This is a genomic window from Pseudomonas canadensis (assembly GCF_030980095.1).
In the GTDB taxonomy this organism is placed as follows: Bacteria; Pseudomonadota; Gammaproteobacteria; order Pseudomonadales; family Pseudomonadaceae; genus Aquipseudomonas; species Aquipseudomonas canadensis.
This window is the reverse complement of the sequence record NZ_CP133298.1, coordinates 5274345-5298601: the sequence shown is the minus strand read 5'-3', so window position 1 is coordinate 5298601 and position 24257 is coordinate 5274345. Positions and strand designations below refer to the sequence as shown.

Below are 24257 nucleotides of genomic sequence, written 5' to 3'. Positions count from 1 at the left end.
TTCTTTTCTCGCGTGATTCGACTGCAAAAGCTTGCAATGAATCTATCGATCAATACTGGATATTTGACCACTCTTTGAAACACCTTCAACGGGGATGTTGGTTAGGATCTTCCCCGTTCTGCGTTGGTCGCTTTTGGGTGGGCTGGGTCTGCGCGCGAATTCTGGACTGACCGCCACGGGCTAGTAATCCGTGCCGGATTGATGCGGAAGGACCATTAGCCCGGCCACCTCAAAGGACGCATTGACCCGCGTCCGAAGGCTCACGTGTTCCGGTAAGTGCGCTGGAGGTAAGGCCCAACTCACGGAGGGCCGAGTATGTCTAAGTTTGCACGACGTACGTGGAACCTCGTGGTGAACTGCCTGCGTGCTTATCACGTCTGGAAGTTCCTGCGGGACAGCTTCGATGACCGCTAAGGTCTGAGAAGTGGAGCCGCCCCGGTTTAGGCTGAGGCGGCTTTTTGGTTTCTTACACCCGGAAATGACTGACCATCTGCTGTAACTGACTACCCAGCCGCGCCAGTTCTACACTCGACTTGGCCGTCTCGTCACTCGCCGTAGCGGTCTGCTCCGACACATCCCGCACATTCACAATGCTGCGGCTGATCTCTTCAGCCACGGCGCTCTGCTGCTCGGCGGCGGCGGCGATCTGCTGGTTCATCGACTGGATATTCGACACCGTACGGGTGATGTTCTCCAGTGACACACCGGCCTTGCGCGTCAGCTCGACACTGCTGTCAGTGAGGCTGCGGCTGTTGTTCATCACGTTGGCCACTTGTTGGGTGCCGTTCTGCAAGCCGGCGACCAGGCCTTCGATTTCCTCGGTGGATTTTTGCGTGCGCTGGGCCAGGCCGCGCACCTCGTCGGCGACCACGGCAAACCCACGCCCGGCTTCACCAGCCCGCGCGGCTTCGATCGCCGCGTTGAGGGCCAGCAGGTTGGTCTGTTCGGCGACGGCCTTGATCACGTCCATCACACTGCCGATCTTGTTGCTCTCTTGTTGCAGGTGGGTCATGGCGTCGGTGGAACGCGCCACTTCAGCGGCCAGACGCTCGATCTGAGCGATGGCCTCGGCCACCACCTTGTCGCCTGCGCGGGCTTGGCCATCGGCATCGGCGGCCGCCTGGGAAGCTTGCTCCGCGTTGCGCGCCACTTCCTGCACGGTGGCAGTCATTTCGTGCATCGCGGTGGCGACCTGGTCGGTCTCGATCTTCTGACTGTTTACGCCGGCGCTGGTCTGCTCGGTCACGGCCGACAGTTCTTCGGCGGCGCTGGCGATCTGTGTCACGCCGTCACGAATACCGCTGATCAACTCACGCAAGGTGGTGCCCATGCGCTGGATACCTTGTTGCAACACGCCCAGTTCATCGCGACGAGTGACCTGGATGTTGTGGCTCAAGTCGCCGGAGGCAATGCGCTCCACCACCGCCAGGGTTTCCTGGATCGGGCGGGTGATCTGGCGGGTGATGACCCATGCTGCGATGACGCCAACCAACAGGGCCAACAAGGTGCTGATCAGTTGAAGGCTGCGGGCCTGGGCGCTTTCTGCGTCGCGGCGGGTCAGTTGGATGTCATACAGTTTGTCGCTGATCGTGACGATATCAGCGCCCTGAGTGGTCATTTCGGCGCGGGCAGTGACGATGTTGGCGTTGGCTGCCTTGTAGTTCTGAACGGCGCTGCGATAGGCGCCCAGGGCCGTTTCCAATGCGGTCAGCGCGCTTTGCTGGCTGGCGCCGAATGCGGCGCTGAGGTCTTTCACGCCGGCGATGGCTTTTTCAATCTGTGCAGCCGCGCGTGCTTCGGTCTCCGGGCTGACGTTACCGGTGTAGCCGCGTACTTCGTAGCGAGCCAACTGGAACTGCATCTTGGCGTCGGCCACCGCCTGGAACTGTGCCAGGTGCTCCGAACTGTCGGGCATTTGCTTCACGCTGGTTTCCAATGCGTTGATCTGCGCATTGGCGATATCCGCCTTGTCGCCCATCACCTGGCGCGAGGCGTTGCCGTTACGGTAGGCCTCGCGCATTTTGTTCAGCGACTGCTGGTAAGCGGTGATGATGGACTTTTGCTCGTTGAGCAGCTTGAGGTTTTCCGGGCTTTTGAAGCTGTCGAGCAGCTTCTGTTGCTGGGCAGCGAACGCATCCAGGTTGGTCTGTACGTTCTGGGCCACGGCTTCATCGCCGTTGGCGAGCATGTACTGCAGGCGCACGATACGCAGCTTGGTCAACGACGCATTGAGCTGAGTGATGTCGCTCATCCAGTTGCTGCGATCAATCAGGCCGCCCAGGCTGGTCCAGCCGGTCAGGGCCAGGATCGAGGTGAGGACCAGTACCAGGCCGAAGCCCAGGCCCAGTTTGAGATTGACGCTAATGTTGCCGAACCAGCTATTCATCGAATGCTCCGCAAGAATGATGGGGGGTGCTGGACGGTTATTGGTTTTGGAGCCAGCTGCTGTGTAGGGCTGTATCGGCGGCAGGTGTTGAATCTGAAATGCTAATTCGTAAGGTGCGACGAAGGGTCGCCGCCGCAGTGGCTGGCCGGGGAGGGGGCTGATCTTGGGCCGGTCTTGTGTGCTAGTCTGCGGGCCCTTTTAGTTCTGGATTGCGCGGGAAACCGTGTTGTCCTACAGCGGAGCCTCTTCATGTCCGAAGTTAATCTGTCCACCGACGAAACCCGCGTCAGCTACGGTATCGGCCGTCAGTTGGGCGACCAACTGCGCGACAACCCGCCACCGGGTGTGAGCCTGGACGCAATCCTGGCCGGCCTGACCGACGCCTTCGCCGGTAAGCCAAGCCGTGTTGACCAAGAGCAAATGGCTGCCAGCTTCAAGGTTATCCGCGAAGTCATGCAAGCCGAAGCGGCTGCCAAGGCTGAAGCGGCTGCTGGCGAAGGCCTGGCTTTCCTGGCTGAAAACGCCAAGCGTGATGGCATCACCACTCTGGCTTCCGGCCTGCAATTCGAAGTGCTGACCGCCGGTGACGGCGCTAAGCCGACCCGTGAAGATCAAGTGCGCACTCACTACCACGGCACCCTGATCGACGGGACTGTGTTCGACAGCTCCTACGAGCGCGGCCAGCCTGCGGAATTCCCGGTGGGCGGCGTGATCGCCGGCTGGACCGAAGCCCTGCAACTGATGAATGCCGGCAGCAAATGGCGCCTGTACGTGCCGAGCGAACTGGCTTACGGCGCTCAAGGCGTTGGCAGCATCCCGCCGCACAGCGTTCTGGTGTTTGACGTCGAGCTGCTCGACGTTCTGTAAGACCTGCTGATTACTGCGCCTGGCTTTATGTGGGAGCCGGGCTTGCCCGCGATGCCGGCGACTCGGTCTGATGTCTTACCGAGTTGATGCCATCGCAGGCAAGCCAGCTCCCACATAAAGCAGGTGCATTCAACCTCGCTCATGGATGGAACTTGCCATTCAGCTCTGTCGCCGGGCGCAACGCTCGGGCATAGCAGAACAGAAACAGATTGCGCACCACTTCCTTCAACACGCCAGGTTCGCTCGAACTCAGCCCATTGACGTCCAGGTCGCCCTGGTCCTGCAGTTCATTCAGCGCTTCTTCTTCCAGCACGGCACAGACTTCACCGGTTTCCCGATGCAGGATCCGCAGGTAAGGCTGTGGGCGGTCCAGCCAGGCATCTATCAAATAAGTCATGGGTCTCATCTCCTTGATGGGTTTCAATGAGAATAATTCTTATTCGTAGAATAGCAAGTGCCTATTGGCGGTTTCTGGGTTTTTCTGTGTGGATATTGCGCGGGATCAAACGGGAGGGCGAAACGCCATCCCGCGGCGGGCGCGGGATGGGGGGCAGCATATTCAGACTTTGCGCACGAATTCGGACTTGAGCTTCATGGGGCCGATACCGTCGATCTTGCAGTCGATATCGTGGTCGCCGTCGCACAGGCGGATGTTCTTGACCTTGGTGCCCACTTTGACGACCAGAGAAGTGCCCTTGACCTTGAGGTCCTTGATCACGGTGATGGTGTCGCCGTCCTGCAGGACGTTGCCCACAGAATCTTTCTTCACGGTGTCGTCGCTAGCCGGTTCGGCCTCGCCATTGGCGGACCACTCATGGGCGCATTCCGGGCAGATCAGCTGGGCGCCGTCTTCGTAGGTGTATTCGGAATTGCATTTCGGGCAGGGTGGCAACGTGCTCACTAAGGCTCCTTGAGAGTCAGGATGGCTAAAGGGCGCACATTATATAGGGTTTTGCAGTCTTACAGGTTGTATGAAATCTAAATGTGGGAGGGGCCCCTCCCACATAGGCCGCGCTTTAGTGAGTACGCGCGACCGCGAACTCACTCAGCTCGACCAGGGCGTCGCGGTATTCGCTGGCGGGCAGGGCTTCCAGGCACTGGATGGCACGGGCCACGTAGTCACGCGCCAGTTGTGCGGTGTACTCCAGCGAACCCGAGGCTTCCACGGCGGCACGGATGGCCTCCAGGTCTTCGATCCCGCCTTTCTGGATCGCCTTGCGCACCAAGGCGGCCTGTTCCGGCGTGCCTTCGCGCATGGTGTAGATCAGCGGCAGGGTCGGCTTGCCTTCGGCCAGGTCATCACCGACGTTCTTGCCCAGGGTTTCAGCGTCGCCCTTGTAGTCGAGCAGGTCGTCGACCAATTGGAACGCCACGCCCAGGTGGTCTCCAAAGGTGCGCAGGGCTTCGGCCTGTTCGGCCGTTGCGCCGCACAGCGCGGCGGCGCTGTGGGTGGAGGCTTCGAAGAGCATCGCGGTTTTGCCGCGAATCACTTCCATATAGGTTTCTTCGGTGGTGCTGGCGTCGCGGACCTTCGACAGTTGCAGCACTTCGCCTTCGGCGATGATGCGGGTGGCCTGTGAAAGAATCTTCATCACCGGCATCGAGCCGAGTTCAACCATCATTTCGAACGAGCGCGAGTACAGGAAGTCGCCCACCAGCACACTAGGGGCGTTGCCCCACATGGCATTGGCGGTCTCGCGGCCACGGCGCATGCCGGACATGTCGACGACGTCGTCATGCAGCAGGGTGGCGGTGTGCAGGAATTCGATAGTGGCGGCCAGCAGGCGCAGGTCATCGCCTTCGCGACCCAGGGCCTTGCCGCACAGCAGCACTAATAAAGGACGCAGGCGCTTACCGCCCGCCGACGTAATATAGTCACCAATTTTGGAGACCAGCGGCACTTTAGACGTCAGCTGCTGCTTGATGATGCCGTCGACGGCGCTAAAATCGTCCGCGACCGCGCGGTAGAAAGCTTGGGGTTGCATCAGCGACAGTCGCTCCAGAAGGGTTGCGCGGCATGCTAGGACCCACGCCCCGTAGTGTCAAGGCGCGATAGACGGCCACTTGCAACGCATCAAAGCCTTGCGTACAATCGCGCACCCTGAACTTCCTGGGCAGCACCTGCCTTACGCAATTGCATTCGGGACGTCCATCCCATGCAGCCATGCCAGCCAATACCTCTTCTTATAAAGCGCTGGGTGAGCAGGATTATCGGAGAAATACCATGTCGTACGCAGTAATTGTTACTGGTGGCAAGCAATACAAAGTCGCCCCAGGTGAATACCTGAAGATCGAAAAACTGGAAGTCGCTACCGGCGAATCCGTTACTTTTGATCGCGTTCTGTTGGTCGCCAATGGCGATGACGTGAACATCGGCGCTCCAGTTGTTGCTGGCGCTACCGTTGTGGCTGAAGTGATCTCCCAAGGTCGTCACGATAAAGTCCGCATCATCAAGTTCCGTCGTCGTAAGCACCACATGAAGCGTATGGGCCACCGCCAGTGGTACACCGAGATCAAAATCACCGGTATTCAGGCTTAATTTCAGCCTAATTCCTCACTAGGAGAATTGACTCATGGCACACAAAAAAGCTGGTGGTAGTACCCGTAACGGTCGCGACTCAGAAGCCAAACGCCTTGGCGTGAAGATGTATGGCGGCCAGAAAATCATTCCGGGCAACATCATCGTGCGTCAGCGCGGCACCCAATTCCACGCCGGTTACGGTGTTGGCATGGGTAAAGATCACACCCTCTTCGCGAAAATCGAAGGCGTGATCAAGTTTGAAGTAAAAGGCGCGTTCAACCGCCGTTACGTGAGCGTTGTCGCAGCTTAATTGCGAGATCGCTGGAAAAGCCCTGTCTTGCGACGGGGCTTTTTCGTTTGTGGAGTGAGTCTCTTGCAAAGCTGTTTGTAATGGGCTCAGGCGCTGGTTTGCGGTCGCTGATTGAGGTCGCTGCGCTCATTTTTGCAAGAGTCTTATGTCTTGGTTCTTTAAGCTCGTCCATGCGACGAGAGGCGTTTTGTTATGAAGTTCGTTGATGAAGTTTCCATCCGAGTAAAAGCAGGCGACGGCGGTAACGGTTGCATGAGTTTCCGTCGCGAAAAGTTCATCGAAAACGGTGGCCCCAACGGCGGTGACGGCGGTGACGGCGGTTCCATCTACATGATGGCCGACGAAAACCTCAACACCCTGGTCGACTACCGTTACACCCGGCACTTCGATGCCGAGCGTGGCTCCAACGGCGGCAGCACCGACTGCACCGGTAAAAAAGGCGAAGACCTGGTACTGCGCGTACCGGTCGGTACCACGATTATCGATTCTGCGACCCAGGAAGTGATCGGCGACCTGACCAAGGCTGGCCAGAAGCTGATGGTTGTACAGGGCGGCTGGCACGGTCTGGGTAACACCCGATTCAAGTCCAGTACCAACCGTGCGCCACGCCAGACCACGCCAGGCAAGCCGGGCGAGCAGCGTGACCTCAAGCTGGAAATGAAAGTACTCGCTGACGTGGGCCTGCTGGGCCTGCCGAACGCTGGTAAAAGTACCTTCATTCGCTCGGTTTCGGCCGCCAAGCCGAAAGTCGCCGACTACCCGTTCACCACCCTGGTGCCAAACCTCGGTGTGGTCAGCGTCGACCGTTGGAAAAGCTTTGTGATCGCCGACATTCCCGGCTTGATCGAAGGCGCCTCCGATGGCGCCGGCCTGGGGATTCGCTTCCTCAAACACTTGTCGCGTACCCGTTTGCTGTTGCACCTCGTCGACATGGCGCCGCTGGATGACACCAGCGCACCGGACGCCGCCGAAGTGATCGTCAGCGAGCTGACCAAGTTCAGCCCGGCCCTGGCTGAGCGTGATCGTTGGTTGGTGCTGAACAAGTGCGACCAGATCCTGGAAGAAGAGCACGAAGAGCGCGTCAAGGAAATCGTTGACCGCCTGGAGTGGGAAGGTCCGGTCTACGTGATCTCGGCCATCGCCAAAGAAGGCACCGAGCGCCTGACCCGTGACATCATGCGCTACCTCGAAGACCGCGCCGACCGCCTGGCGGCCGATCCGGTGTTCAAGGCCGAACTGGCTGAGCTCGATCAACAGATCGAAGACGAAGCCCGCGCCCAGTTGCAAGCGCTGGACGACCAGCGTGCCCTGCGCCGCAGCGGCGTGAAGTCGGTCCATGACATCGGTGACGACGATTGGGACGAAGAAGACGTGGATGATGAAGACGGTCCTGAAATCATTTACGTGCGCGACTGAGTCGTTGCGATAAACTTGAACGCCGCTCCTGTTAGAGCGGCGTTTTAGTATCCGGGTTTAACGTTATGGGCCGCGCTGGGTCGCGCAGCCCTCAATCTAAGGTTGAAGATGATGCGGAGCAAAGTGACAGGTGCGCAGCGCTGGGTCGTAAAGATCGGCAGTGCGTTGCTGACGGCGGATGGCAAGGGGCTCGATCGTGCAGCCATGAGCGTCTGGGTCGAGCAGATGGTGGCCTTGCATGAGGCCGGTGTGGAGTTGGTGCTGGTGTCGTCCGGAGCGGTTGCCGCCGGGATGAGCCGCCTCGGCTGGACTGCGCGACCCAGCGCGATGCACGAACTGCAAGCCGCCGCCGCCATCGGTCAGATGGGCCTGGTGCAAGCCTGGGAATCCAGCTTTGCCGAGCACGGCCGGCACACGGCGCAGATCCTGCTGACCCACGACGACCTGTCCGACCGCAAGCGTTACCTCAACGCCCGCAGCACTCTGCGCGCGCTGGTGGAACTCAAGGTTATCCCGGTGATCAACGAAAACGACACCGTGGTCACTGACGAAATCCGCTTTGGCGACAACGACACCTTGGCCGCCCTGGTGGCCAACCTGGTGGAAGCTGACCTGCTGGTGATCCTCACCGACCGAGACGGCATGTTCGACGCTGACCCGCGCAACAACCCCGAAGCCCAACTTATTTATGAGGCTCGCGCCGATGACCCGGCGTTGGACGCCGTGGCCGGCAGTGTTGGCGGCGCCCTGGGCCGCGGCGGCATGCAGACCAAGCTGCGTGCGGCGCGCCTGGCGGCGCGTTCCGGCGCCCACACCATCATCATTGGCGGGCGCATCGAGCGCGTGCTGGACCGGCTCAAGGCGGGCGAGCGCATCGGTACGCTGTTGTCGCCGGAACGCGGCATGCTGGCGGCGCGCAAACAATGGCTGGCCGGTCATCTGCAAACCCGTGGCACCCTGGTGTTGGACGATGGCGCCGTATCGGCGTTGTCCCAAGGCAACAAGAGCCTGCTGCCGGTCGGCGTCAAGCTGGTGCAGGGCAGCTTCCGCCGGGGCGAGATGGTGGTGTGCGTGGCGCCGGACGGTCGTGAGATTGCCCGTGGCCTGGCCAACTACAGCGCCCTTGAAGCCCAGAAAATCATTGGACAATCCTCCGATGCGATTGTCGGACTACTAGGTTACATGGCCGAACCAGAGCTGGTTCACCGCGATAACCTGATCCTGGTCTAACCAAAGGAATACACGATGCGCGTAATGAAGGGATTGCTCGGCCTGCTGCTGGTCATGCCGCTGTTGGCCTCGGCTGAAGAAATCGGTCAGGTGTCGACAGTGTTCAAGTTTGTCGGCCCCAACGACCGGATCGTGGTTGAAGCCTTCGATGACCCCAAGGTCGACGGCGTGACCTGCTACCTGTCGCGTGCCAAGACCGGCGGCGTGAAAGGCGGCCTGGGCCTGGCCGAAGACCGCGCCGAAGCCTCGATTGCCTGCCGTCAGGTCGGCCCGATCCGCTTCAAGGGCGAGCTCAAGGACGGCGACGAAGTGTTCAAGGAACGCACCTCCCTGGTGTTCAAGACCATGCAGGTGGTGCGCTTCCTCGACAAGAAGCGCAACACCCTGGTTTACCTGGTGTACAGCGACCGCCTGATCGAAGGCAGCCCGCAAAACGCCGTGACCGCCATTCCGATTTTGCCCTGGCCGACCGCTCAGTAACTCGCGGGCGGGTTTTGCAATCGGCGTCTATGATTGCAGGCTTGCGAGTTGTAATCTCGACGTGCCGCAATGCGAAGAACATGGGATATCTGGAGTTCGTCATGAGTGCTTTCCACGACCTGAAACTCAAAGCTTTGGACGGACAAGAGCTACCGCTGGCGCCCTTCAAGGGGCAAGTGGTGCTGGTGGTCAACGTGGCCTCCAAATGTGGTTTGACCCCGCAATACGCCGCGCTGGAGAACCTCTACCAGCAGTACAAGGACCAGGGGTTTACCGTGCTTGGCCTGCCGTGCAATCAGTTTGCCGGTCAGGAACCGGGCACCGAGGAAGAAATCCAGGCGTTCTGTAGCCTGAATTACGGGGTGACCTTCCCGTTGGGCAGCAAGCTTGAGGTCAACGGGCCTGATCGTCATCAGCTGTACCGCCTGCTGGCGGGCGAGGGGGCCGAGTTTCCTGGGGACATCACCTGGAATTTCGAGAAGTTCCTGCTGGGCAAGGATGGGCGGGTGCTCGCACGCTTTTCCCCGCGTACTGCGCCGGATGATCCGACGATCGTCCAGGCCATCGAAAAAGCCCTGGCCTGAAGACGTCCAGGAGGCTTTTGTGGTGAGCGGGCTTGTCCCGCGCTGGGTGGCGAAGCCGCCCTAAAATCAGACGCCGCATTTCTAGACAGAACGCGGCGTTTTTACTGGGGCGGCTTCGGGGCAAGCCCGCTCACTTCAGGTTAGCGGCAACCGGTTGTGCCACTTTTACCCCTTAATCACCCAGATCAATAGTGCTATCCACCACCTTGCGCTCCCCATATTATCCACATCATAAACCCCGTCTTTCGTGGAGTGCCCCATGCCCGTCCAAGCCTTGTTCAAACCCTTCCAGCTCGGTGCGTTGCAACTGTCGACCCGCGTCGTCATGGCACCGATGACCCGCTCGTTCTCGCCGGGTGGCGTTCCCAACTCCAAAGTCATCGAGTACTACCGTCGCCGCGCCGCTGCCGGCGTAGGCCTGATCATCACCGAAGGCACCGTGGTCGGTCATCAAGCCTCGAATGGCTACCCCAATGTGCCGCACTTCTACGGTGAAGCCGCGCTGGCTGGCTGGAAAAAAGTCGTCGACGCGGTACACGCCGAAGGCGGCAAGATCGTCCCGCAGTTGTGGCACGTGGGCAGCGTGCGCCGCATCGGCACCGAGCCGGATGCCAGCGTGCCGGCCTATGGCCCGATGGAAAAACTCAAGGATGGCAACGTGGTCGTGCACGGCATGACGCATCAAGACATCAAGGAGGTCATCAACGCCTTCGCCCAAGCCGCCAAGGATGCCCAGAGCATCGGCATGGACGGCGTTGAGATCCACGGCGCCCATGGCTATCTGGTCGACCAGTTCTTCTGGGAAGGTAGCAACCAGCGTACCGACGAGTACGGTGGCAGCCTGGCCAACCGGTCGCGTTTCGCCATTGAGCTGATTCAGGCCACCCGCGCTGCCGTGGGTCCGGACTTCCCGATCATCTTCCGGTTCTCCCAGTGGAAGCAGCAGGATTACACCGCGCGCCTGGTGCAAACCCCCGAGGCGCTGGGCGAGTTTCTCAAGCCATTGTCTGAAGCGGGTGTGGATATTTTCCACTGCTCCACCCGTCGTTTCTGGGAGCCAGAGTTCGAAGGTTCCGACCTCAACCTGGCCGGCTGGACCCGGCAGCTCACCGGCAAGCCGACCATTACTGTAGGCAGCGTCGGCCTGGATGGCGAGTTCCTGCAGTTCATGGTCAACACCGACAAGGTCGCGCAACCGGCGAGCCTGGAGAAGTTGCTGGAGCGCCTGAACAACGACGAGTTCGACCTGGTAGCCGTGGGCCGTGCCCTGCTGGTGGACCCGGACTGGGCGGTGAAGGTGCGCGAAGGTCGCGAGAGCGACATCCTGCCATTCAGTCGTGAGGCGTTGACGACCCTGGTGTAAGTGGCAACAGGGCGGGCACCGGGTGCCCGTCCTTGCATACCCCGCGCAGCTGGCGCTCGAACTGCTCGATAATCGCCGGCCACCCCTGGCGACTCGCATGCTGGCGCGCGTTCAGGCGCATACGGCGCAGGCTTTCAGCGTCTTCCAGCAGCCAGTTGGCCGCCTCGCAAAACGCATTCTCATCCCCAGGCATCGCCAGCACGCCGTTGTAGCCATGGCGGATATGCTGGGTCGCCGCTGCCTGATCGTAGGCCACCACACCCAACCCCGACGCCATCGCTTCCAGCACCACGTTGCCGAAGGTTTCAGTCAGGCTGGGAAACAGGAACACATCGCCTGACGCGTAATGCCGTGCCAGTTCTTCGCCGCGCAAGGTGCCGCAGAAAATCGCCTCTGGCAGTTCCTTTTCCATCGTCGCGCGTTGCGGGCCATCGCCGACGATGATCAGCTTCATCTGACGCAGGGGATAGGTGTCTTGCAAGGCCTCGAAGCAGCGCTTTAGCAGGCCCAGGTTTTTTTCCTGGGCCAGTCGGCCCACATAGAGCACTGCGGTCTGCTCACTGTTCAGTGCCCAACTTTCACGCAGCGCGTTATCGCGTTTGGCGGGATGAAACAGTTGGCTGTCCACCCCGCGCGCCAACATCCCCAGACGCTCGAAATGCTTGCGTTCCAGCTCCAGGCGCTGGCTGGCGCTGGGTACCAGGGTCAGCGTCGAACGGTTGTGGAACCAGCGCAGATAGTGAGTGACCATCCGGCTCAACAGGCTCATGCCATATTGGTTCGAGTACTGCTGGAAGTTGGTGTGAAAGCCGCTGACCACGCTGATCCCCAGGCGTCGAGCCGCGCGCAGGGCAGACAAACCCAGCGGGCCTTCGGTGGCGATGTACAGCACGTCCGGGCGCTGACGGGTCCAGCGCCGCAGCAACTTGTGCATCGACGACTGCCCCCATTGCAGCCCCGGATAACCCGGCAGCGGCCAGCCACGGCACAGCAGCAGGGCGTCGTCGCTGGGGCGGCTCTGGTCGACACCTTGGCGCGGGCGCACCAGTTCGACTTGATGGCCGCGGGCCCGCAACCCCTCGCACAGGCGACCCAGGGTATTGGCCACCCCGTTGATCTCTGGCGGGAAGGTTTCGGTAATGAGGGTGATGTGAAGCGAAGCTGTCGTCATGACCCACAGTGTCACCGCGGGCCATGTCGTCATTGTGTCATCGAGATGATGGATTTATGACTGGGTTATCTTTTGCTGCTGCGCCATCGCTTCGGCACCTTGCTCACGCACCCAGAACAACGTCGCCCCAGCCACCGCTGCCGGCATCATCAGCAGGTTGACCACCGGTACCAGCAGCACCAGGTAAACAATCCCGCCGAAGCTCATGCTCTGCCAGCGTTTCTGGCGCAGCCAGGCGAGCATCTCGTTCCAGCCAAGCTTGTGGTTGTCCGCTGGGTAGTCGATGTATTGGATCGCCATCATCCACACGCCGAACAGCAGCCACAGCGGGGCGGCGATCAGGTTGACCACTGGTATGAACGACAGGATAAACAGGCCGATGGCCCGTGGCAGGAAGTAACCCAGCTTGCGCATTTCCCGGGCCAGTGTGCGCGGGACCATGGCGATCAACTCGCCCCAGCTGAAGGCCGGGAAGTCATCGGTGCCGCGTACCACCACTTCCACTTTCTCCGAGAGAAAACCGTTGAAGGGCGCGGCGATGATGTTGGCCAGCATGGTGAAGGTGAAAAACACCATCAGTACCACCAGTACGACAAACAGGGGCCAGAGTAGGTAATTCAAAAAGCTCAGCCAAGTCGGCAGCGTCGGCATCAGATGATCGACCCACAGGCTGAACTGATGACCGGCGAAATAGATCAAGCCGACGAACAGCACCAGGTTGATCGCCAGCGGCAACAGCACAAACAGACGCAGGCCGGGGCTCAACACCAGTTTGAGGCCTTCACGCAGGTATTGCGGGCCGGAAAGAGCGGGGGCGGGCATGGAGAACTCCGAACAAAGTGACGAACGCGCCGACCTTACCGGCTTTGTTTAACAGGCGAAAGCGGCGACATCAGTGGTAACAAAGGTGTTGATCAACATCGGTAACTGAATAGAGACCACCTATGAGCTGGATTGTTATTCCGTATTTCCTTAATCTTGCCCCCCTCGATACGCTGCACCCATTATTTTTCAGGGTCTGCGAGTTGAAGCCTTCCCCAAGTGCTTCGTGGTCCCTTTTTTATTCCAGCCGCCTTGTAGTCCGGGCGGTCGATAGGAGTGAGTCATGTCTGATACCCGTCATTCGCGAGTGATTATCCTGGGTTCCGGCCCTGCCGGTTACAGCGCTGCGGTCTACGCTGCCCGGGCCAACCTGAAGCCGCTGCTGATCACTGGCATGCAGGCGGGTGGTCAACTGACCACCACCACCGAAGTCGACAACTGGCCGGGCGACGTCCACGGTCTGACCGGCCCGGTGCTGATGGAACGCATGAAAGAACACGCCGAACGTTTCGAAACCGAGATCGTGTTTGACCACATCAACCAGGTCGACTTCTCCAAAAAGCCTTACAGCCTGACCGGCGACAGCGGCGTTTACACCTGCGACGCGCTGATCATCGCCACCGGCGCCAGCGCCCGCTACCTCGGCCTGCCGTCGGAAGAGGCGTTCATGGGCAAAGGCGTTTCGGCCTGCGCGACCTGTGATGGTTTCTTCTACCGCAACAAGCCAGTCGCCGTAGTCGGTGGCGGCAACACGGCCGTGGAAGAAGCGCTGTACCTGGCCAACATCGCCAGCACCGTGACCCTGGTTCACCGCCGCGAGACCTTCCGCGCCGAGAAGATCCTGATCGACAAGCTGCATGCCCGTGTCGCTGAAGGCAAGATCATCCTCAAGCTCAACGCCACCCTGGACGAAGTCCTGGGCGACAACATGGGCGTGACCGGTGCCCGCCTGAAGAACAACGACGGCAGCTTCGACGAACTGAAAGTCGACGGCGTGTTCATCGCTATCGGCCACACCCCGAACACTTCGCTGTTCGAAGGCGTGCTGGAAGCCAAAGACGGTTACCTGGTGGTGCAGGGCGGTCGTGAAGGTAACGCGACGGCCACCAACATCGAAGGTATCTTCGCTGCCGGTGACGTGGCCGACCACGTCTACCGCCAGGCCATCACCTCGGCTGGCGCCGGCTGCATGGCGGCACTGGATGCCGAGCGTTATCTCGACGGCCTGCAGAACGCTTCGTTCTGAACCCGTTGAACTAAAAAAACCGGCTGAAAGGCCGGTTTTTTTATGTCCGCTGTTATCCGCTGTAGGAGCCGGCTTGCCGGCGATAGCGGTGTGTCAGTTACCACCGCTATCGCGGGCAAGCCCGGCTCCCACACTGACCAGGTTTTCAAATTGATTTAGCGGCGTGTCAGAGGTTGCTGGTCAAATTTCACACCGGCCAACCCATGGGCGATCAGCGCACGGATGTTGCCGTGATCACTGCCCTCAGGCGTCGCCACTACCGAGCGGTAATGCTCACCAAACGCCAGCAATGCTTCCTGGTCGCTCAGACCTTCCAGCAACGCCAAGCCCAAGGTCTTGCACGACCCTTCGTTCTGCCCCGCGGCATTTTCCACGTCGCCATTGGTAAAGGCTTGCGGCTGGTAGTCATAACCGGCAGCCACAAACGCCAAGGTATCGGCAAAAACATGTTTGCCACTGTTGAGGCTGGCGCGCAGGGTGTTCAAATCAGTCATGGGTTTTTCCTTTGGCGAACGCAGCCTGTTGGTCGGCGCTGGCTTCTTTCTGGTATTGGGCTTTCCACTCGGCGTACGGCATGCCGTACACCACTTCACGGGCGTCATCGAGGCTCAGCTCGATCTGGCGCTCGTCGGCCTCGGCCTTGTACCACTTGGACAAGCAGTTGCGGCAGAAGCCCGAGAGGTTCATCAGGTCGATGTTCTGCACATCCTTGCGGCTGTCCAGATGCGCCACCAGTCGGCGGAAGGCGGCGGCTTCAAGTTCGAGACGTTGTTGGTCGTTCATAGGGCTCACTGACAATTCAGGGGTTAGCGGCTGGCCGCCAGGGTAATCGAAACCGATTCGGCAAAGCGCAGTGCATGGGGCTTGTCCACTTCGACCTCGGCGTACAGCACCGACTCATTGCTCATCACCAGGTCCAGCAGTTCCTGGGTCAGGCGCTCCAGCAGGGCAAAGCGGTTGCCCTCGACGTGGGCGATGATCGCCTTGGTGATGGTGCGGTAGTTCAGCGCATGATCAATGTCATTGTCGCGTACGGCTTCCTGGGCGGCATACAGGATGGTCAGGTTGATCAGCACATCCTGCTTGTTGAGGATCTCGTCCTCGTTGATGCCGATGTACGTGCGCAGGCACAGGTCCTTGACCCGGATGCGCGCCATGCCTGGTTGAAGTTGTGGCATTGCTACTTGCTCCGTCCGATCAGTTGCAGGAACTCCATGCGCGTGGTGTTCGACTCGCGGAACGCGCCGAGCATCACCGAGGTGTTCATGGTTGAATTCTGTTTTTCCACACCGCGCATCATCATGCACATGTGCTTGGCTTCGATCACCACGGCCACGCCGGCGGCCTGGGTCACGTCCTGGATCGCGTCGGCGATCTGCCGCGTGAGGTTTTCCTGGATCTGCAGGCGCCGGGCGAACATATCGACGATGCGCGCCAGCTTCGACAGGCCCAGCACCTTGCCGGTGGGGATATAGGCCACATGGGCCTTGCCGATGAAGGGCAGCAGGTGGTGCTCGCACAGCGAGTACAACTCGATGTCCTTGAGGATCACCATCTCGTCATTGTCGGAGGTGAACAGCGCACCGTTGACGATCTCTTCCAGGTTTTGCTCGTAGCCGTGACACAGGTACCGCATGGCCTTGGCGGCGCGCTTGGGAGTGTCGAGCAAGCCTTCGCGTTCCGGGTCTTCGCCCAGGCCTTTGAGGATCTCGCGGTAATGGTGGGGCAGGGTCATACAACATCCTCACAAACGGCTACTTGATATGCCGCCCGCCGTTGACGGTCAGGGTGGTACCGGTGACATAAGGGTTATCCAGCAGGTAACGCACGCTCTGATAGATCACCTCGGGTCCGGGCTCGATGCCCAGTGCCGACTTGGCCAGCACCTTGGCGCGGTAGGCTGCGTCGTCGCCTTCGTTGAACATCACCATTGCCGGGGCGATGCCGTTGACCTTGATCGACGGCGCGAACTGCGCGGCAAATGACAGCGTGAGGCTGTCGAGGCCGGCCTTGGTGGCGCAATAGGCAATGTGCTGGCGGCTGCCCTTGCGCACCACGTCATCGCTGATGTGCACGATGTCTGCGGGAGAAGAGCGTTGCAGCAAAGGTGAACAATGCAGGTTGATCAGATACGGCGCAAGCATGTGCACGCTGAACATGTCGGTAAAGGCGCGACTTTCTTCGTCGGGCGTTTCGGCGATCCAGGCCGAGGCGTTGTGGATGATCGCGCGCAGGCGTTGGGTATGGGTGTTCAGTTCAGCGATAAACGCCAGGATGCCGGCCTCGCTGGAGAAATCGGCAAACACCCCAATCGCTCCGCGTTCGCGTAGGGCCTGTACGCCGGGCCGCTCGCTGCGGTAGCTGAAAATCACCGGATAGCCGTCGTCCAGCAGGCGCTGGGCGCAATGCAGACCGACACGCTGGCCGGCGCCGGTGATCAGGATCGGGGCGTTCGTTGCAGTCATGGGAGGCTCGAGTCGCTGGCAGATTGAAACTATACCAGCGACCGGGCGCCCCTGTACTCAAGCAGCGGCTTCGCTGGCCTTGCGCGGGGTCGGAACAGGATGCAGCCAATTGGCCAACAGATGGGTCGACAGCGGGATGAACCAGTACACCATCAGCGGCGTAAGGGCCATTGTGCTGACCAGAACTCGCGGCGCCAGGTCGAGCTCGCTGAGCAGCGGTCCGAGGACAAAGTTGAACAGCAGTGACACTGGGAAAAATGCCAACCAGATCGCCACCGCCTGCTTCCAGCGTGGTGGGCGGGCGCCGACTGCGCCGAACCAGCCATCGATACCGCGTACGCGGTGCTCGGACGGGTCGGCAAACAGCTCGCTGCCACGGCTCAACCAGGCACTGCGGGACGCCGAAAACTCCCAGGCATGCAGGGTCTTTTCATCGGCAAAGCGGAAAATGATCTGGAATTCATCATCGTTGGGCGGCGGTGCAAGGACACCTGAGCCCAGGTAGCCGGGAAAGTCTGTGGCCAATTGCTCGCCTTCGCGCAGCCAGGCCATCAGTTCTTCGTAGCGACCTTTGGCCACGCGGCGCGCAACCATCAGGGTGACGGGAGAGGTAGACATTGTGTATCTCCAAATAAGCGAGTGCGCTGGGCCGGGTAGGCGGCACACGAACGAGGCTGCGGGGTGTTGCAGCGACGTAGAAAAAACAGGCAAGGATTATTCCTGTTTTAGCGAAATACGCCAGATACTTTGGTCGGCTCGTCGTGCTCCTTGAATCAACCCGTCTAATAAGCGTTAAATAGTATCCAAACTGACACGGACGTTTTTGACCTCTGATGCCCGAAACTATTGATCTTCAGCGCGAAACGACTTCCGACAACGGCACCGTTTCCGATGATCTTTTCCCTATCCGCGAAGTCGCCCGGCTGACCGGCGTCAACCCGGTGACCTTGCGTGCCTGGGAACGGCGCTACGGCCTGATCCAACCCACTCGCACCGAAAGCGGGCATCGGTTGTACTCGCGCATCGATATCGACACCGTGCACCGGATTCTCGATTGGATCGAACGCGGCGTGGCGGTGAGCAAAGTCGGCAGGATCCTGGCGCGCGACGCGTTGCTCAGCGAACCTGATGCCGCCCTCGGCGCGCAGGCGGAGTGGGAGCAATGGCACGGGCAATTGCGCCATGCAATCAGCGCGTTCGATGACCGCCAATTGGACCGTTTGTACGGCCAGATCTTTTCCGCCTATCCCCTCGCCGTGGTGTTCCAGGACATTTTCATGCCGCTCTGGCAGGCATTGTTGCGTCACCAAGGCCGCTTCGGCCAAGCCAGTGAGTGGGTGTTCTTCGATAATTTCCTGCGCTCGCGTACCGCACAACGTCTGCAGATGGCCGCCGCTGCGCCGCTGCCTCGCGTATTGCTGGCGGCTGTTGCAGGGGAGTGCCGCGAGTTGGAGTTGCTGGTCGCGGGCCTGCTGATGTCCGGGGAAAAACAAGCGGTCAAGATCTTGGGTGTGGGGCAGCCATTCGATGAGTTGACGCTGATCTGTGAAAAGACCCAACCCAGTGCCTTGGTGCTGTTTTCCAATCGCGCCCCCAGCAGCGAGTTGCCGCTACGGCTCAAGCGTCTGGCGCTGACCCTGCATTGCCCGCTGTTGCTGGCCGGTGATGCAGCGGACTTGGCGCAGGAAAGCCTCGCCGGGTCATCAATCGGCTGTCTGGGGAATGAAGGCCGGTTGATGCAGCGCCGCTTGCAGCAGTTTCTGGGCGGTGGCCTGGATACCTGATCTCAAGCATGGACTTCAGGATGGACCAGACGGTGCTGGTGCAGGATGAATTGGCGCAGGCGCTCGGTTTCGTCGATGTCGCCCTGGCTCAGCCGATAGGCGAACAGCCCCCGTGCGGTTTCTCGTTCGAAGGTTCCGCGCAGCGCGATGCGTTCGTAACCTGAAGGACTGAACCACAGGGAAAAGGTTTTCGGCGGCTTGACCCGACCGCGAATCTCCACCAGCACACCCTTGAACGACACCTCATGCACCCACAACGCACCTGCGTTGCCCCTGATGTTTTCCAGCGCCACCGGTGTTTCAAGCGCCAGGCGCCACGGCCGAATCATCGGGCCGTCTTCGAAAATACTCGGTACGCCCAGACGCAGGTGAATCGCATGGAACTCATCTTCCACCAGGTGCAGCGGAAAAGTGAGTTGCTGGTTGTCGAATTGCGCCTGGATGGTGACGTGGTCATGAGCGGCCAGTCGTGTGAGCAAATCGCGAATTTGCGCGCCCCCGTTGACCGTTAAGCTCGACGACGCATCCCGCAGGTTCAGTTGCGGGTTGTGTTGCATATTCTGAATGAAGTCCAGCTCATCCTGGGTCAGAAGCGCGTCACGCTGCATCACTCATGCTCATTAGGGGGTATTAAAATGCCATTATCCCCCCTAATGACCGCATTTTCTAAATTTTGTTAGATCCGCTCGTCGCTTTGAACATCGCCAGTTCAGCCTTGACCTGCGCCAGTTCGCTCTCCAGTTGGGCGACGCGGTGCTGGGCTTTGACTTGCAGGGTAACGTCCTTTTGCACACCGACGAAATACGTCTGCTTGTCCGCCTCGTTGTACACCGACGACAGCGACAGCTCGTTCCAGAAATGGGTGCCGTCCTTGCGGTAATTGCGCAGGATTTCCCGGCAGGCCCCGCCACTCTCCAGTGCCTCCCGAATGGCCATCAGGGCCGGCTGGTCACGGTCGCCCGATTGCAGGAATCGACAATCCTGATAGAGGATTTCATCCAGGGTGTAGCCGGTCAGGCGTTCGAATGCCGGGTTGACATAGATCAGCGGCTTGTCCTTGCCTTCGCGCTCGGCGACGACGATGCCGTCGTTGGAAGCGTTGACGACCAGTTGCATCAGCTTGGCGTTAATCATTGAGCGGTCCATGGCTTGTTTTTGAGCCTGAAGTTTATGGCAATTGGCGAATGTTGCACGGGCTGCGCCGAAATATTTGCCTCAGCTGTTAATATCCCACGCTTTCGCTCAACTACAGGATCAGATTGATGAAAGTCGCCATCCTTTCCGGCTCGGTCTACGGCACTGCAGAAGAAGTCGCCCGCCACGCCGCCGACATCCTCAAGGCCGCCGGCTTCGAGGCCTGGCACAATCCACGCGCCACGCTGGCGGATGTGCAAGCCTTCGGCCCCGAGGCGTTCCTTGCGGTGACATCCACCACCGGCATGGGCGAGTTGCCCGACAACCTGCAACCCCTGTATTCGGCCATTCGCGACCAACTGCCTGCCGCCTGGCGCGGTCTGCCCGGCGCGGTGATCGGCCTGGGTGACGCCAGCTACGGTGATACCTTCTGTGGTGGCGGCGAACAAATGCGCGAGCTGTTTGGTGAACTCGGCGTGCGCGAAGTGCTGCCGATGCTGCGCCTGGACGCCAGCGAAAGCGTCACCCCCGAAGCCGACGCCGAACCGTGGTTGGCCGACCTGGTCACTGCACTGCGCGGCTGACCGGAAATTCCCGCAGCAACGCCAGCCAGGCCTGGGCGGCCTTCGACAGATAGGCGCCCGCACGCCAGGTAAACGCAATGTCCCAGCGCAGGTCGTCGGGTGCCTTGAGCGTCAGGCGCACCACGCCCGGTCGCACCAGTCCACGGGCAACCACGCTGGGCAACAGCACCACGCCCTGTCCGGCCGCGACCAGGGCAGCGAGGAAGTCGGCCTGGCCGCTGCGCCCGATTTCCCGGGGAGTGAAACCTACCTGCTGGCAGGCCTGGATCAACCGATCATTGAGCACAAAGCTGCGCTGGTACATCAGGAACGGCGTGTCCGCCAGTTCCTCCAGGCGCACCTGAGCGTTGTGTGCCAGCGGGTGATCCATCGGCAGCAGGGCGTCGAGCGGTTCATCGCAGAAGGCTTGTCGGGCGAAGGCCGGATCACTGGAGTTCAGGCAGCCCCCCACATCCAGTTCACCATTGAGAATCGCCTGTTCGATCGTGCGACTGCCGCCCTCCAGCAACTGGATGGTGACTTTCGGGTAGCGCTTGCGGTACTCGGCAAACAGCCCGGCAAACAGCGTATCGCCCGCCAATAGCGGCAGGCCCAGGCGTAACTCGCCGCGGGTCAGTTGCTGCATATCATCCAGTTCACTGAGCAGTTCTGTTTGCAAGCGCAGCATGGCTTCAGCCCGTTGCAGCACCACTTCGCCGGTGGCGGTCAGGCGGATGTGTGAGCCGGTACGTTCCAACAGCGGTGTGCCCAGGCTCTGCTCCAGTTGTGCCACTTGTTTACTGACGGCGGATTGACTGATGTGCAGCGTTTTTCCCGCTTGAGTGAAGCCACCCCGGTGGATCACTTCTACAAAACTGCGCAGCTGTTTGAATTCCATCTACTGAATTCCTGTTTGGAATGGCTGGCAGTCTAACAATTCGCTGTGGGGATAGGGCGCGCCTCTCTAAAATGAAGGCCTGCGAGGACCCAAAGCCCATGAAACGTTTCATCCGTCTGTTGATTGAACTGGTCGTGTTGTTGGCCATTTACCTGCTCGGTTGCCAGTTGGCCGTCTGGCTGGCGTGGCCGATCCCTGGTGGTGTAGTAGGCCTCGGCTTGCTGCTTGCAACCTTCGCCAGCGGCCTGGTCAAACCGGCGGCCCTGCAATTGGGCGCCGGTGTATTGATGGCTGAAATGTTGTTGTTCTTCATCCCCGCGCTGATGAGCCTGCTGGACTACGGCGGCCTGTTGCGCAATGACGGCTGGCGCATCTTGCTTGTAATTGGCTTCAGCACCTTGGCGGTGATGTTGGTGACCGCGTTCACCGTCGAACTGGTGTGCCGTTGGAGGCTGCGCCATGAAGCTTGAATGGATGCCGGTATTCTGGCTCGCCTTGACCTTGGGTGCGTACATTTTCAGCCGCTGGATCTACCGCCGTACCGGCCTTTACCTGTTGTCGCCGCTGATCTTGGTGCCGGTACTCTTGCTGGCCGTGGCGGTGCCGATGAACACCGCCTACGCCGAGTACTCCGCCGACACCCACTGGCTGATGCTCGTGCTGGGGCCGGTGACGGTGGCGTTCGCGGTGCCGATCTGGCAGCAGCGCACGTTGCTGGCGCGTTACTGGCCGGCCTTGTTGTTGGGCATGATCGCCGGCAGCGTGGCCTCTATCGCCACCTCGTTCGGCCTGGCCAAAGCCCTGGCGTTGGACAGCTCGGTGACGATGTCCTTGGTGCCGCGCTCCATCACCACACCGTTCGCCATGCCCGTGTCGTCCGACCTGGGTGGCGTGCCGGAACTGACGGCCGTGTTCGTGATGTTCACCGGCGTATTCGGCGCCATGCTCGGCGGCGTGCTGCTCAAGTGGCTGCCGCTGCGCACACCCTTGGCGCGCGGCGCGCTGTTTGGCGTGGGTGCCCACGGTGCGGGCGTGAGCCGAGCCCATGAAGTCGGCGGCGAAGAGGGCTCCGTCGCGGGCTTGGTGATGGTGCTGACGGGGTTGCTCAACCTGTTCGCCGCGCCCTTATTGACGGCAATTCTCTGACGTCGCTTGGATGGATCTCAACTATTCTCAACGCTGACTCGTACGGTCATCAAGCTGGCTGCCAAGGCAACTACGGCGGCAGAGACGTCTGACTAGACTGGCCCATCACCCAAAATAACAAGAAGAAAATGTGCCAAGGAGGTCGTTGCCGTGAGTCATGCCCCCGTTCTATCGCCACAGAATGTCAAAGATCAGGTCAGCGCTGCCGAATGGCAGACCCGTGTCGACCTTGCCGCCTGCTACCGCCTGGTGGCGATGCATGGCTGGGATGACCTGATCTTCACCCACATCTCGGCCAAGGTGCCGGGCACTGATGACTTCCTGATCAACCCCTACGGGCTGATGTTTCATGAGATCACCGCGTCGAGCCTGGTGAAGGTCGACCAGGCCGGCAAGAAGCTGATGGACAGCCCCTACGAGATCAACCCGGCGGGCTACACCATTCACAGCGCCATCCACGAAGTGCGCCACGACGTGACCTGCGTGCTGCACACCCACACCGCTGCCGGTGTGGCGGTGGCGGCACAGAAGCAAGGCATATTGCCCATCAGCCAGCAGTCGATATTCGTGCTGTCGAGCCTGGCTTATCACGCCTACGAAGGCGTGGCGCTGAATCATGAAGAGAAGGCCCGCCTGCAGGCCGATCTGGGCGACAACAACTTCCTGATGCTGCACAACCATGGCCTGCTGACCTGCGGCAGCACCATTGCCGACACCTTTCTGATGATGTTCACTTTCCAGCGCGCCTGCGATATCCAGGTGCTGGCGCAAAACGGTGGCGCTGAATTGATCAACATCGGCCCGCAGATTCTCGCTGGCGCCAAGGCGATGGTGGCGGCTGTCACAAAGAGCGCGCAAGGTATGGGAGGCGCGCTGGCCTGGCCGGCGTTGCTGCGTAAGCTGGACACTCAAGACCCTGGGTATAGAAGCTGATGCCACTCGCCGAGATCCCGCTGAGAGCCTGGCGCAAACGCAGCCAGACGTTCGACTTCCATGGCCGCACCCTCCGTTATTGGGTGGCGGGGCAGGGCGAGCCGTTGCTGCTGATCCATGGCTTTCCCACCGCCAGTTGGGACTGGCACTACTTGTGGCAGCCCTTGGCCCAGCGCAACTTGGTGATCGCCTGCGACATGCTCGGTTTCGGCGACTCGGCCAAGCCACTCGACCACGGTTACTGCCTGCTGGAGCAGGCGGATTTGCAACAAGCATTGCTGGAACACCTGCGCGTTGAGCAGCCGGTGCACGTGCTCGCCCACGACTACGGTGACAGCGTCGCCCAGGAACTGCTGGCCCGGCACTACGAGGGTCGCTTTCAGATGGCCAGCTGCGTGTTCCTCAACGGTGGGCTGTTTCCCGAAACCCATCGCCCGGCGCTGGTGCAAAAACTCTTGCTGAGCCCGCTGGGCTGGATGATCGGTCGTGCCTTTGGGCGCAATGCCTTGGCGAACAGTTTCAACCAGATCTTTGGCCCTGATACCCGCCCCAGCGAAAGCGCTCTGGATGATTTCTGGAGCCTGATCGACTGCCATGACGGCACGCGCATCCTGCACAAACTCATTGCCTACATCCCTCAACGCCGCCGTATGCGTGAGCGTTGGGTGGCAGCGATGCAACAGGGCGATGTGCCGCTGCGGGTGATCGACGGCGAGATCGACCCGATTTCGGGCGCTCATATGGTGGCGCGTTACCGCGAGTTGGTGCCCCACGCCGACACGGTGCTGCTGGCCAATATCGGCCACTACCCACAGATCGAGGCGCCGGTGCAGGTGCTCAAACACTACCTGGCGTTTCGTGACCGGATTGGGCAACCGACACCTCGATTGGCCTATTCCTGAGCTGACGATTATCCCCCAGCCTTATCGAGCACCATT

The 24257-nt window shown here is 60.4% G+C and carries 30 protein-coding genes and 1 pseudogene; 15 read left to right on the top strand and 16 right to left on the bottom strand.

Annotated features, from left to right (window positions below; all coding sequences use genetic code 11):
* Positions 1–466 precede the first annotated feature (466 nt).
* Both RB216_RS29945 and RB216_RS29940 read right to left on the bottom strand, forming a co-directional pair.
* On the bottom strand, positions 467–1330 hold the full coding sequence (locus tag RB216_RS29945; protein ID WP_371923957.1) for a methyl-accepting chemotaxis protein: 864 nt from the start codon (positions 1328–1330) through the stop codon (positions 467–469).
* Positions 1322–2251: pseudogene (locus RB216_RS29940) on the bottom strand (methyl-accepting chemotaxis protein); the annotation flags it as partial. The gene RB216_RS29945 and the pseudogene RB216_RS29940, both read right to left, overlap by 9 nt.
* Before the next feature lie 384 nt (positions 2252–2635).
* On the opposite strand from RB216_RS29940, the gene bamJ reads away from it, so the two are divergent.
* A complete protein-coding gene (gene bamJ, locus RB216_RS24655) occupies positions 2636–3253 on the top strand; it encodes a BamJ family beta-barrel-assembly machinery protein (RefSeq protein ID WP_068937259.1) in 618 nt (205 codons plus the stop codon).
* A 139-nt stretch (positions 3254–3392) separates the two neighbouring features.
* Here bamJ and RB216_RS24650 read toward each other — a convergent pair whose 3' ends face one another.
* The 3 genes from RB216_RS24650 to RB216_RS24640 all read right to left on the bottom strand — a co-directional run bounded on the left by RB216_RS24650 (position 3393) and on the right by RB216_RS24640 (position 5238).
* The gene (locus RB216_RS24650; RefSeq protein WP_028617909.1) at positions 3393–3650 is read right to left on the bottom strand and encodes a PA4570 family protein; all 258 of its coding nucleotides are present in this window, start codon (positions 3648–3650) and stop codon (positions 3393–3395) included.
* 162 nt (positions 3651–3812) lie between these two features.
* Entirely contained in the window at positions 3813–4154 is a 342-nt protein-coding gene (locus tag RB216_RS24645) for a zinc ribbon domain-containing protein YjdM (protein WP_236318294.1), read from the bottom strand.
* 115 nt (positions 4155–4269) lie between these two features.
* Positions 4270–5238 (bottom strand): polyprenyl synthetase family protein, encoded by a 969-nt coding sequence (locus RB216_RS24640; RefSeq protein ID WP_005791318.1) that lies wholly within the window; start codon positions 5236–5238, stop codon positions 4270–4272.
* A 239-nt stretch (positions 5239–5477) separates the two neighbouring features.
* On the opposite strand from RB216_RS24640, the gene rplU reads away from it, so the two are divergent.
* From rplU to RB216_RS24605, 7 genes are all read left to right on the top strand, one after another.
* Positions 5478–5792: a 50S ribosomal protein L21 gene (gene rplU, locus RB216_RS24635; RefSeq protein WP_007950961.1), complete on the top strand. Its 315-nt coding sequence runs from the start codon at positions 5478–5480 to the stop codon at positions 5790–5792.
* 34 nt (positions 5793–5826) lie between these two features.
* Positions 5827–6084 carry a 50S ribosomal protein L27 gene (gene rpmA / locus RB216_RS24630; protein ID WP_003176049.1) on the top strand — a complete coding sequence of 86 codons (258 nt, stop codon included), beginning with the start codon at positions 5827–5829 and terminating at the stop codon, positions 6082–6084.
* A gap of 192 nt (positions 6085–6276) precedes the next feature.
* Positions 6277–7500 (top strand): Obg family GTPase CgtA, encoded by a 1224-nt coding sequence (gene cgtA, locus RB216_RS24625; RefSeq protein ID WP_016976186.1) that lies wholly within the window; start codon positions 6277–6279, stop codon positions 7498–7500.
* Positions 7501–7611: 111 nt separating this feature from the next.
* Complete coding sequence (gene proB / locus RB216_RS24620) at positions 7612–8730, top strand: glutamate 5-kinase (protein ID WP_025999729.1); 1119 nt, start codon at positions 7612–7614, stop codon at positions 8728–8730.
* A 15-nt stretch (positions 8731–8745) separates the two neighbouring features.
* On the top strand, positions 8746–9210 hold the full coding sequence (locus tag RB216_RS24615; RefSeq protein WP_068932136.1) for a CreA family protein: 465 nt from the start codon (positions 8746–8748) through the stop codon (positions 9208–9210).
* A 101-nt stretch (positions 9211–9311) separates the two neighbouring features.
* Positions 9312–9794, top strand: coding sequence for a glutathione peroxidase (locus RB216_RS24610; protein ID WP_078050157.1), 483 nt, complete (start codon positions 9312–9314; stop codon positions 9792–9794).
* A gap of 259 nt (positions 9795–10053) precedes the next feature.
* Positions 10054–11157 (top strand): NADH:flavin oxidoreductase, encoded by a 1104-nt coding sequence (locus RB216_RS24605; protein ID WP_123477922.1) that lies wholly within the window; start codon positions 10054–10056, stop codon positions 11155–11157.
* Here RB216_RS24605 and RB216_RS24600 read toward each other — a convergent pair.
* A complete protein-coding gene (locus RB216_RS24600; protein ID WP_068932139.1) occupies positions 11126–12328 on the bottom strand; it encodes a glycosyltransferase family 4 protein in 1203 nt (400 codons plus the stop codon). The genes RB216_RS24605 and RB216_RS24600 overlap by 32 nt on opposite strands.
* Positions 12329–12382: 54 nt before the next feature.
* Positions 12383–13150: a sulfate transporter CysZ gene (gene cysZ, locus RB216_RS24595; protein ID WP_308907995.1), complete on the bottom strand. Its 768-nt coding sequence runs from the start codon at positions 13148–13150 to the stop codon at positions 12383–12385.
* 283 nt (positions 13151–13433) lie between these two features.
* Between cysZ and trxB the strand changes: the two genes are divergently transcribed.
* Entirely contained in the window at positions 13434–14396 is a 963-nt protein-coding gene (gene trxB / locus RB216_RS24590; RefSeq protein WP_016976180.1) for a thioredoxin-disulfide reductase, read from the top strand.
* Positions 14397–14551: 155 nt separating this feature from the next.
* Here the strand turns inward: trxB and RB216_RS24585 are convergent, their stop codons facing one another.
* From RB216_RS24585 to RB216_RS24560, 6 genes are read right to left on the bottom strand one after another with little or no spacing between them, the layout of a single operon-like run.
* Positions 14552–14890 carry a HopJ type III effector protein gene (locus tag RB216_RS24585; protein WP_028617903.1) on the bottom strand — a complete coding sequence of 113 codons (339 nt, stop codon included), beginning with the start codon at positions 14888–14890 and terminating at the stop codon, positions 14552–14554.
* Complete coding sequence (locus RB216_RS24580) at positions 14883–15179, bottom strand: DUF1244 domain-containing protein (protein ID WP_010206472.1); 297 nt, start codon at positions 15177–15179, stop codon at positions 14883–14885. Before RB216_RS24580 ends, RB216_RS24585 begins: the two co-directional genes overlap by 8 nt.
* A gap of 23 nt (positions 15180–15202) precedes the next feature.
* A complete protein-coding gene (folX, locus tag RB216_RS24575) occupies positions 15203–15574 on the bottom strand; it encodes a dihydroneopterin triphosphate 2'-epimerase (protein ID WP_003176029.1) in 372 nt (123 codons plus the stop codon).
* A 2-nt stretch (positions 15575–15576) separates the two neighbouring features.
* Complete coding sequence (folE, locus tag RB216_RS24570) at positions 15577–16131, bottom strand: GTP cyclohydrolase I FolE (RefSeq protein WP_028617902.1); 555 nt, start codon at positions 16129–16131, stop codon at positions 15577–15579.
* Positions 16132–16150: 19 nt separating this feature from the next.
* Positions 16151–16861 (bottom strand): dihydromonapterin reductase, encoded by a 711-nt coding sequence (folM, locus tag RB216_RS24565; RefSeq protein WP_308907994.1) that lies wholly within the window; start codon positions 16859–16861, stop codon positions 16151–16153.
* 57 nt (positions 16862–16918) lie between these two features.
* Positions 16919–17479 carry an antibiotic biosynthesis monooxygenase gene (locus RB216_RS24560; protein ID WP_028617900.1) on the bottom strand — a complete coding sequence of 187 codons (561 nt, stop codon included), beginning with the start codon at positions 17477–17479 and terminating at the stop codon, positions 16919–16921.
* Between the two features lie 215 nt (positions 17480–17694).
* Between RB216_RS24560 and RB216_RS24555 the strand changes: the two genes are divergently transcribed.
* On the top strand, positions 17695–18645 hold the full coding sequence (locus tag RB216_RS24555) for a MerR family transcriptional regulator (protein ID WP_068932142.1): 951 nt from the start codon (positions 17695–17697) through the stop codon (positions 18643–18645).
* Positions 18646–18647: 2 nt separating this feature from the next.
* On the opposite strand, the gene RB216_RS24550 is transcribed toward RB216_RS24555, so the two are convergent.
* Positions 18648–19253: a hypothetical protein gene (locus RB216_RS24550; RefSeq protein WP_028617898.1), complete on the bottom strand. Its 606-nt coding sequence runs from the start codon at positions 19251–19253 to the stop codon at positions 18648–18650.
* Between the two features lie 58 nt (positions 19254–19311).
* Positions 19312–19779, bottom strand: a complete 468-nt coding sequence (locus RB216_RS24545) for a PAS domain-containing protein (RefSeq protein ID WP_028617897.1) — start codon at positions 19777–19779, stop codon at positions 19312–19314.
* A 128-nt stretch (positions 19780–19907) separates the two neighbouring features.
* Between RB216_RS24545 and RB216_RS24540 the strand changes: the two genes are divergently transcribed.
* Positions 19908–20363 (top strand): flavodoxin, encoded by a 456-nt coding sequence (locus tag RB216_RS24540; protein ID WP_028617896.1) that lies wholly within the window; start codon positions 19908–19910, stop codon positions 20361–20363.
* Here RB216_RS24540 and RB216_RS24535 read toward each other — a convergent pair.
* Positions 20344–21240 carry a LysR family transcriptional regulator gene (locus RB216_RS24535; RefSeq protein ID WP_028617895.1) on the bottom strand — a complete coding sequence of 299 codons (897 nt, stop codon included), beginning with the start codon at positions 21238–21240 and terminating at the stop codon, positions 20344–20346. The two genes, RB216_RS24540 and RB216_RS24535, sit on opposite strands and share 20 nt — an antisense overlap.
* A 98-nt stretch (positions 21241–21338) precedes the next feature.
* On the opposite strand from RB216_RS24535, the gene RB216_RS24530 reads away from it, so the two are divergent.
* The 4 genes from RB216_RS24530 to RB216_RS24515 all read left to right on the top strand — a co-directional run bounded on the left by RB216_RS24530 (position 21339) and on the right by RB216_RS24515 (position 24221).
* The gene (locus RB216_RS24530) at positions 21339–21710 is read left to right on the top strand and encodes a CidA/LrgA family protein (RefSeq protein WP_028617894.1); all 372 of its coding nucleotides are present in this window, start codon (positions 21339–21341) and stop codon (positions 21708–21710) included.
* A complete protein-coding gene (locus RB216_RS24525) occupies positions 21700–22386 on the top strand; it encodes an LrgB family protein (protein ID WP_236318309.1) in 687 nt (228 codons plus the stop codon). The genes RB216_RS24530 and RB216_RS24525 overlap by 11 nt, the downstream gene beginning before the upstream one ends.
* Before the next feature lie 150 nt (positions 22387–22536).
* Positions 22537–23319 carry a class II aldolase/adducin family protein gene (locus RB216_RS24520; protein ID WP_308907993.1) on the top strand — a complete coding sequence of 261 codons (783 nt, stop codon included), beginning with the start codon at positions 22537–22539 and terminating at the stop codon, positions 23317–23319.
* Positions 23319–24221 carry an alpha/beta fold hydrolase gene (locus RB216_RS24515; RefSeq protein WP_028617891.1) on the top strand — a complete coding sequence of 301 codons (903 nt, stop codon included), beginning with the start codon at positions 23319–23321 and terminating at the stop codon, positions 24219–24221. The genes RB216_RS24520 and RB216_RS24515 overlap by 1 nt, the downstream gene beginning before the upstream one ends.
* The last annotated feature ends 36 nt before the right edge of the window (positions 24222–24257 follow it).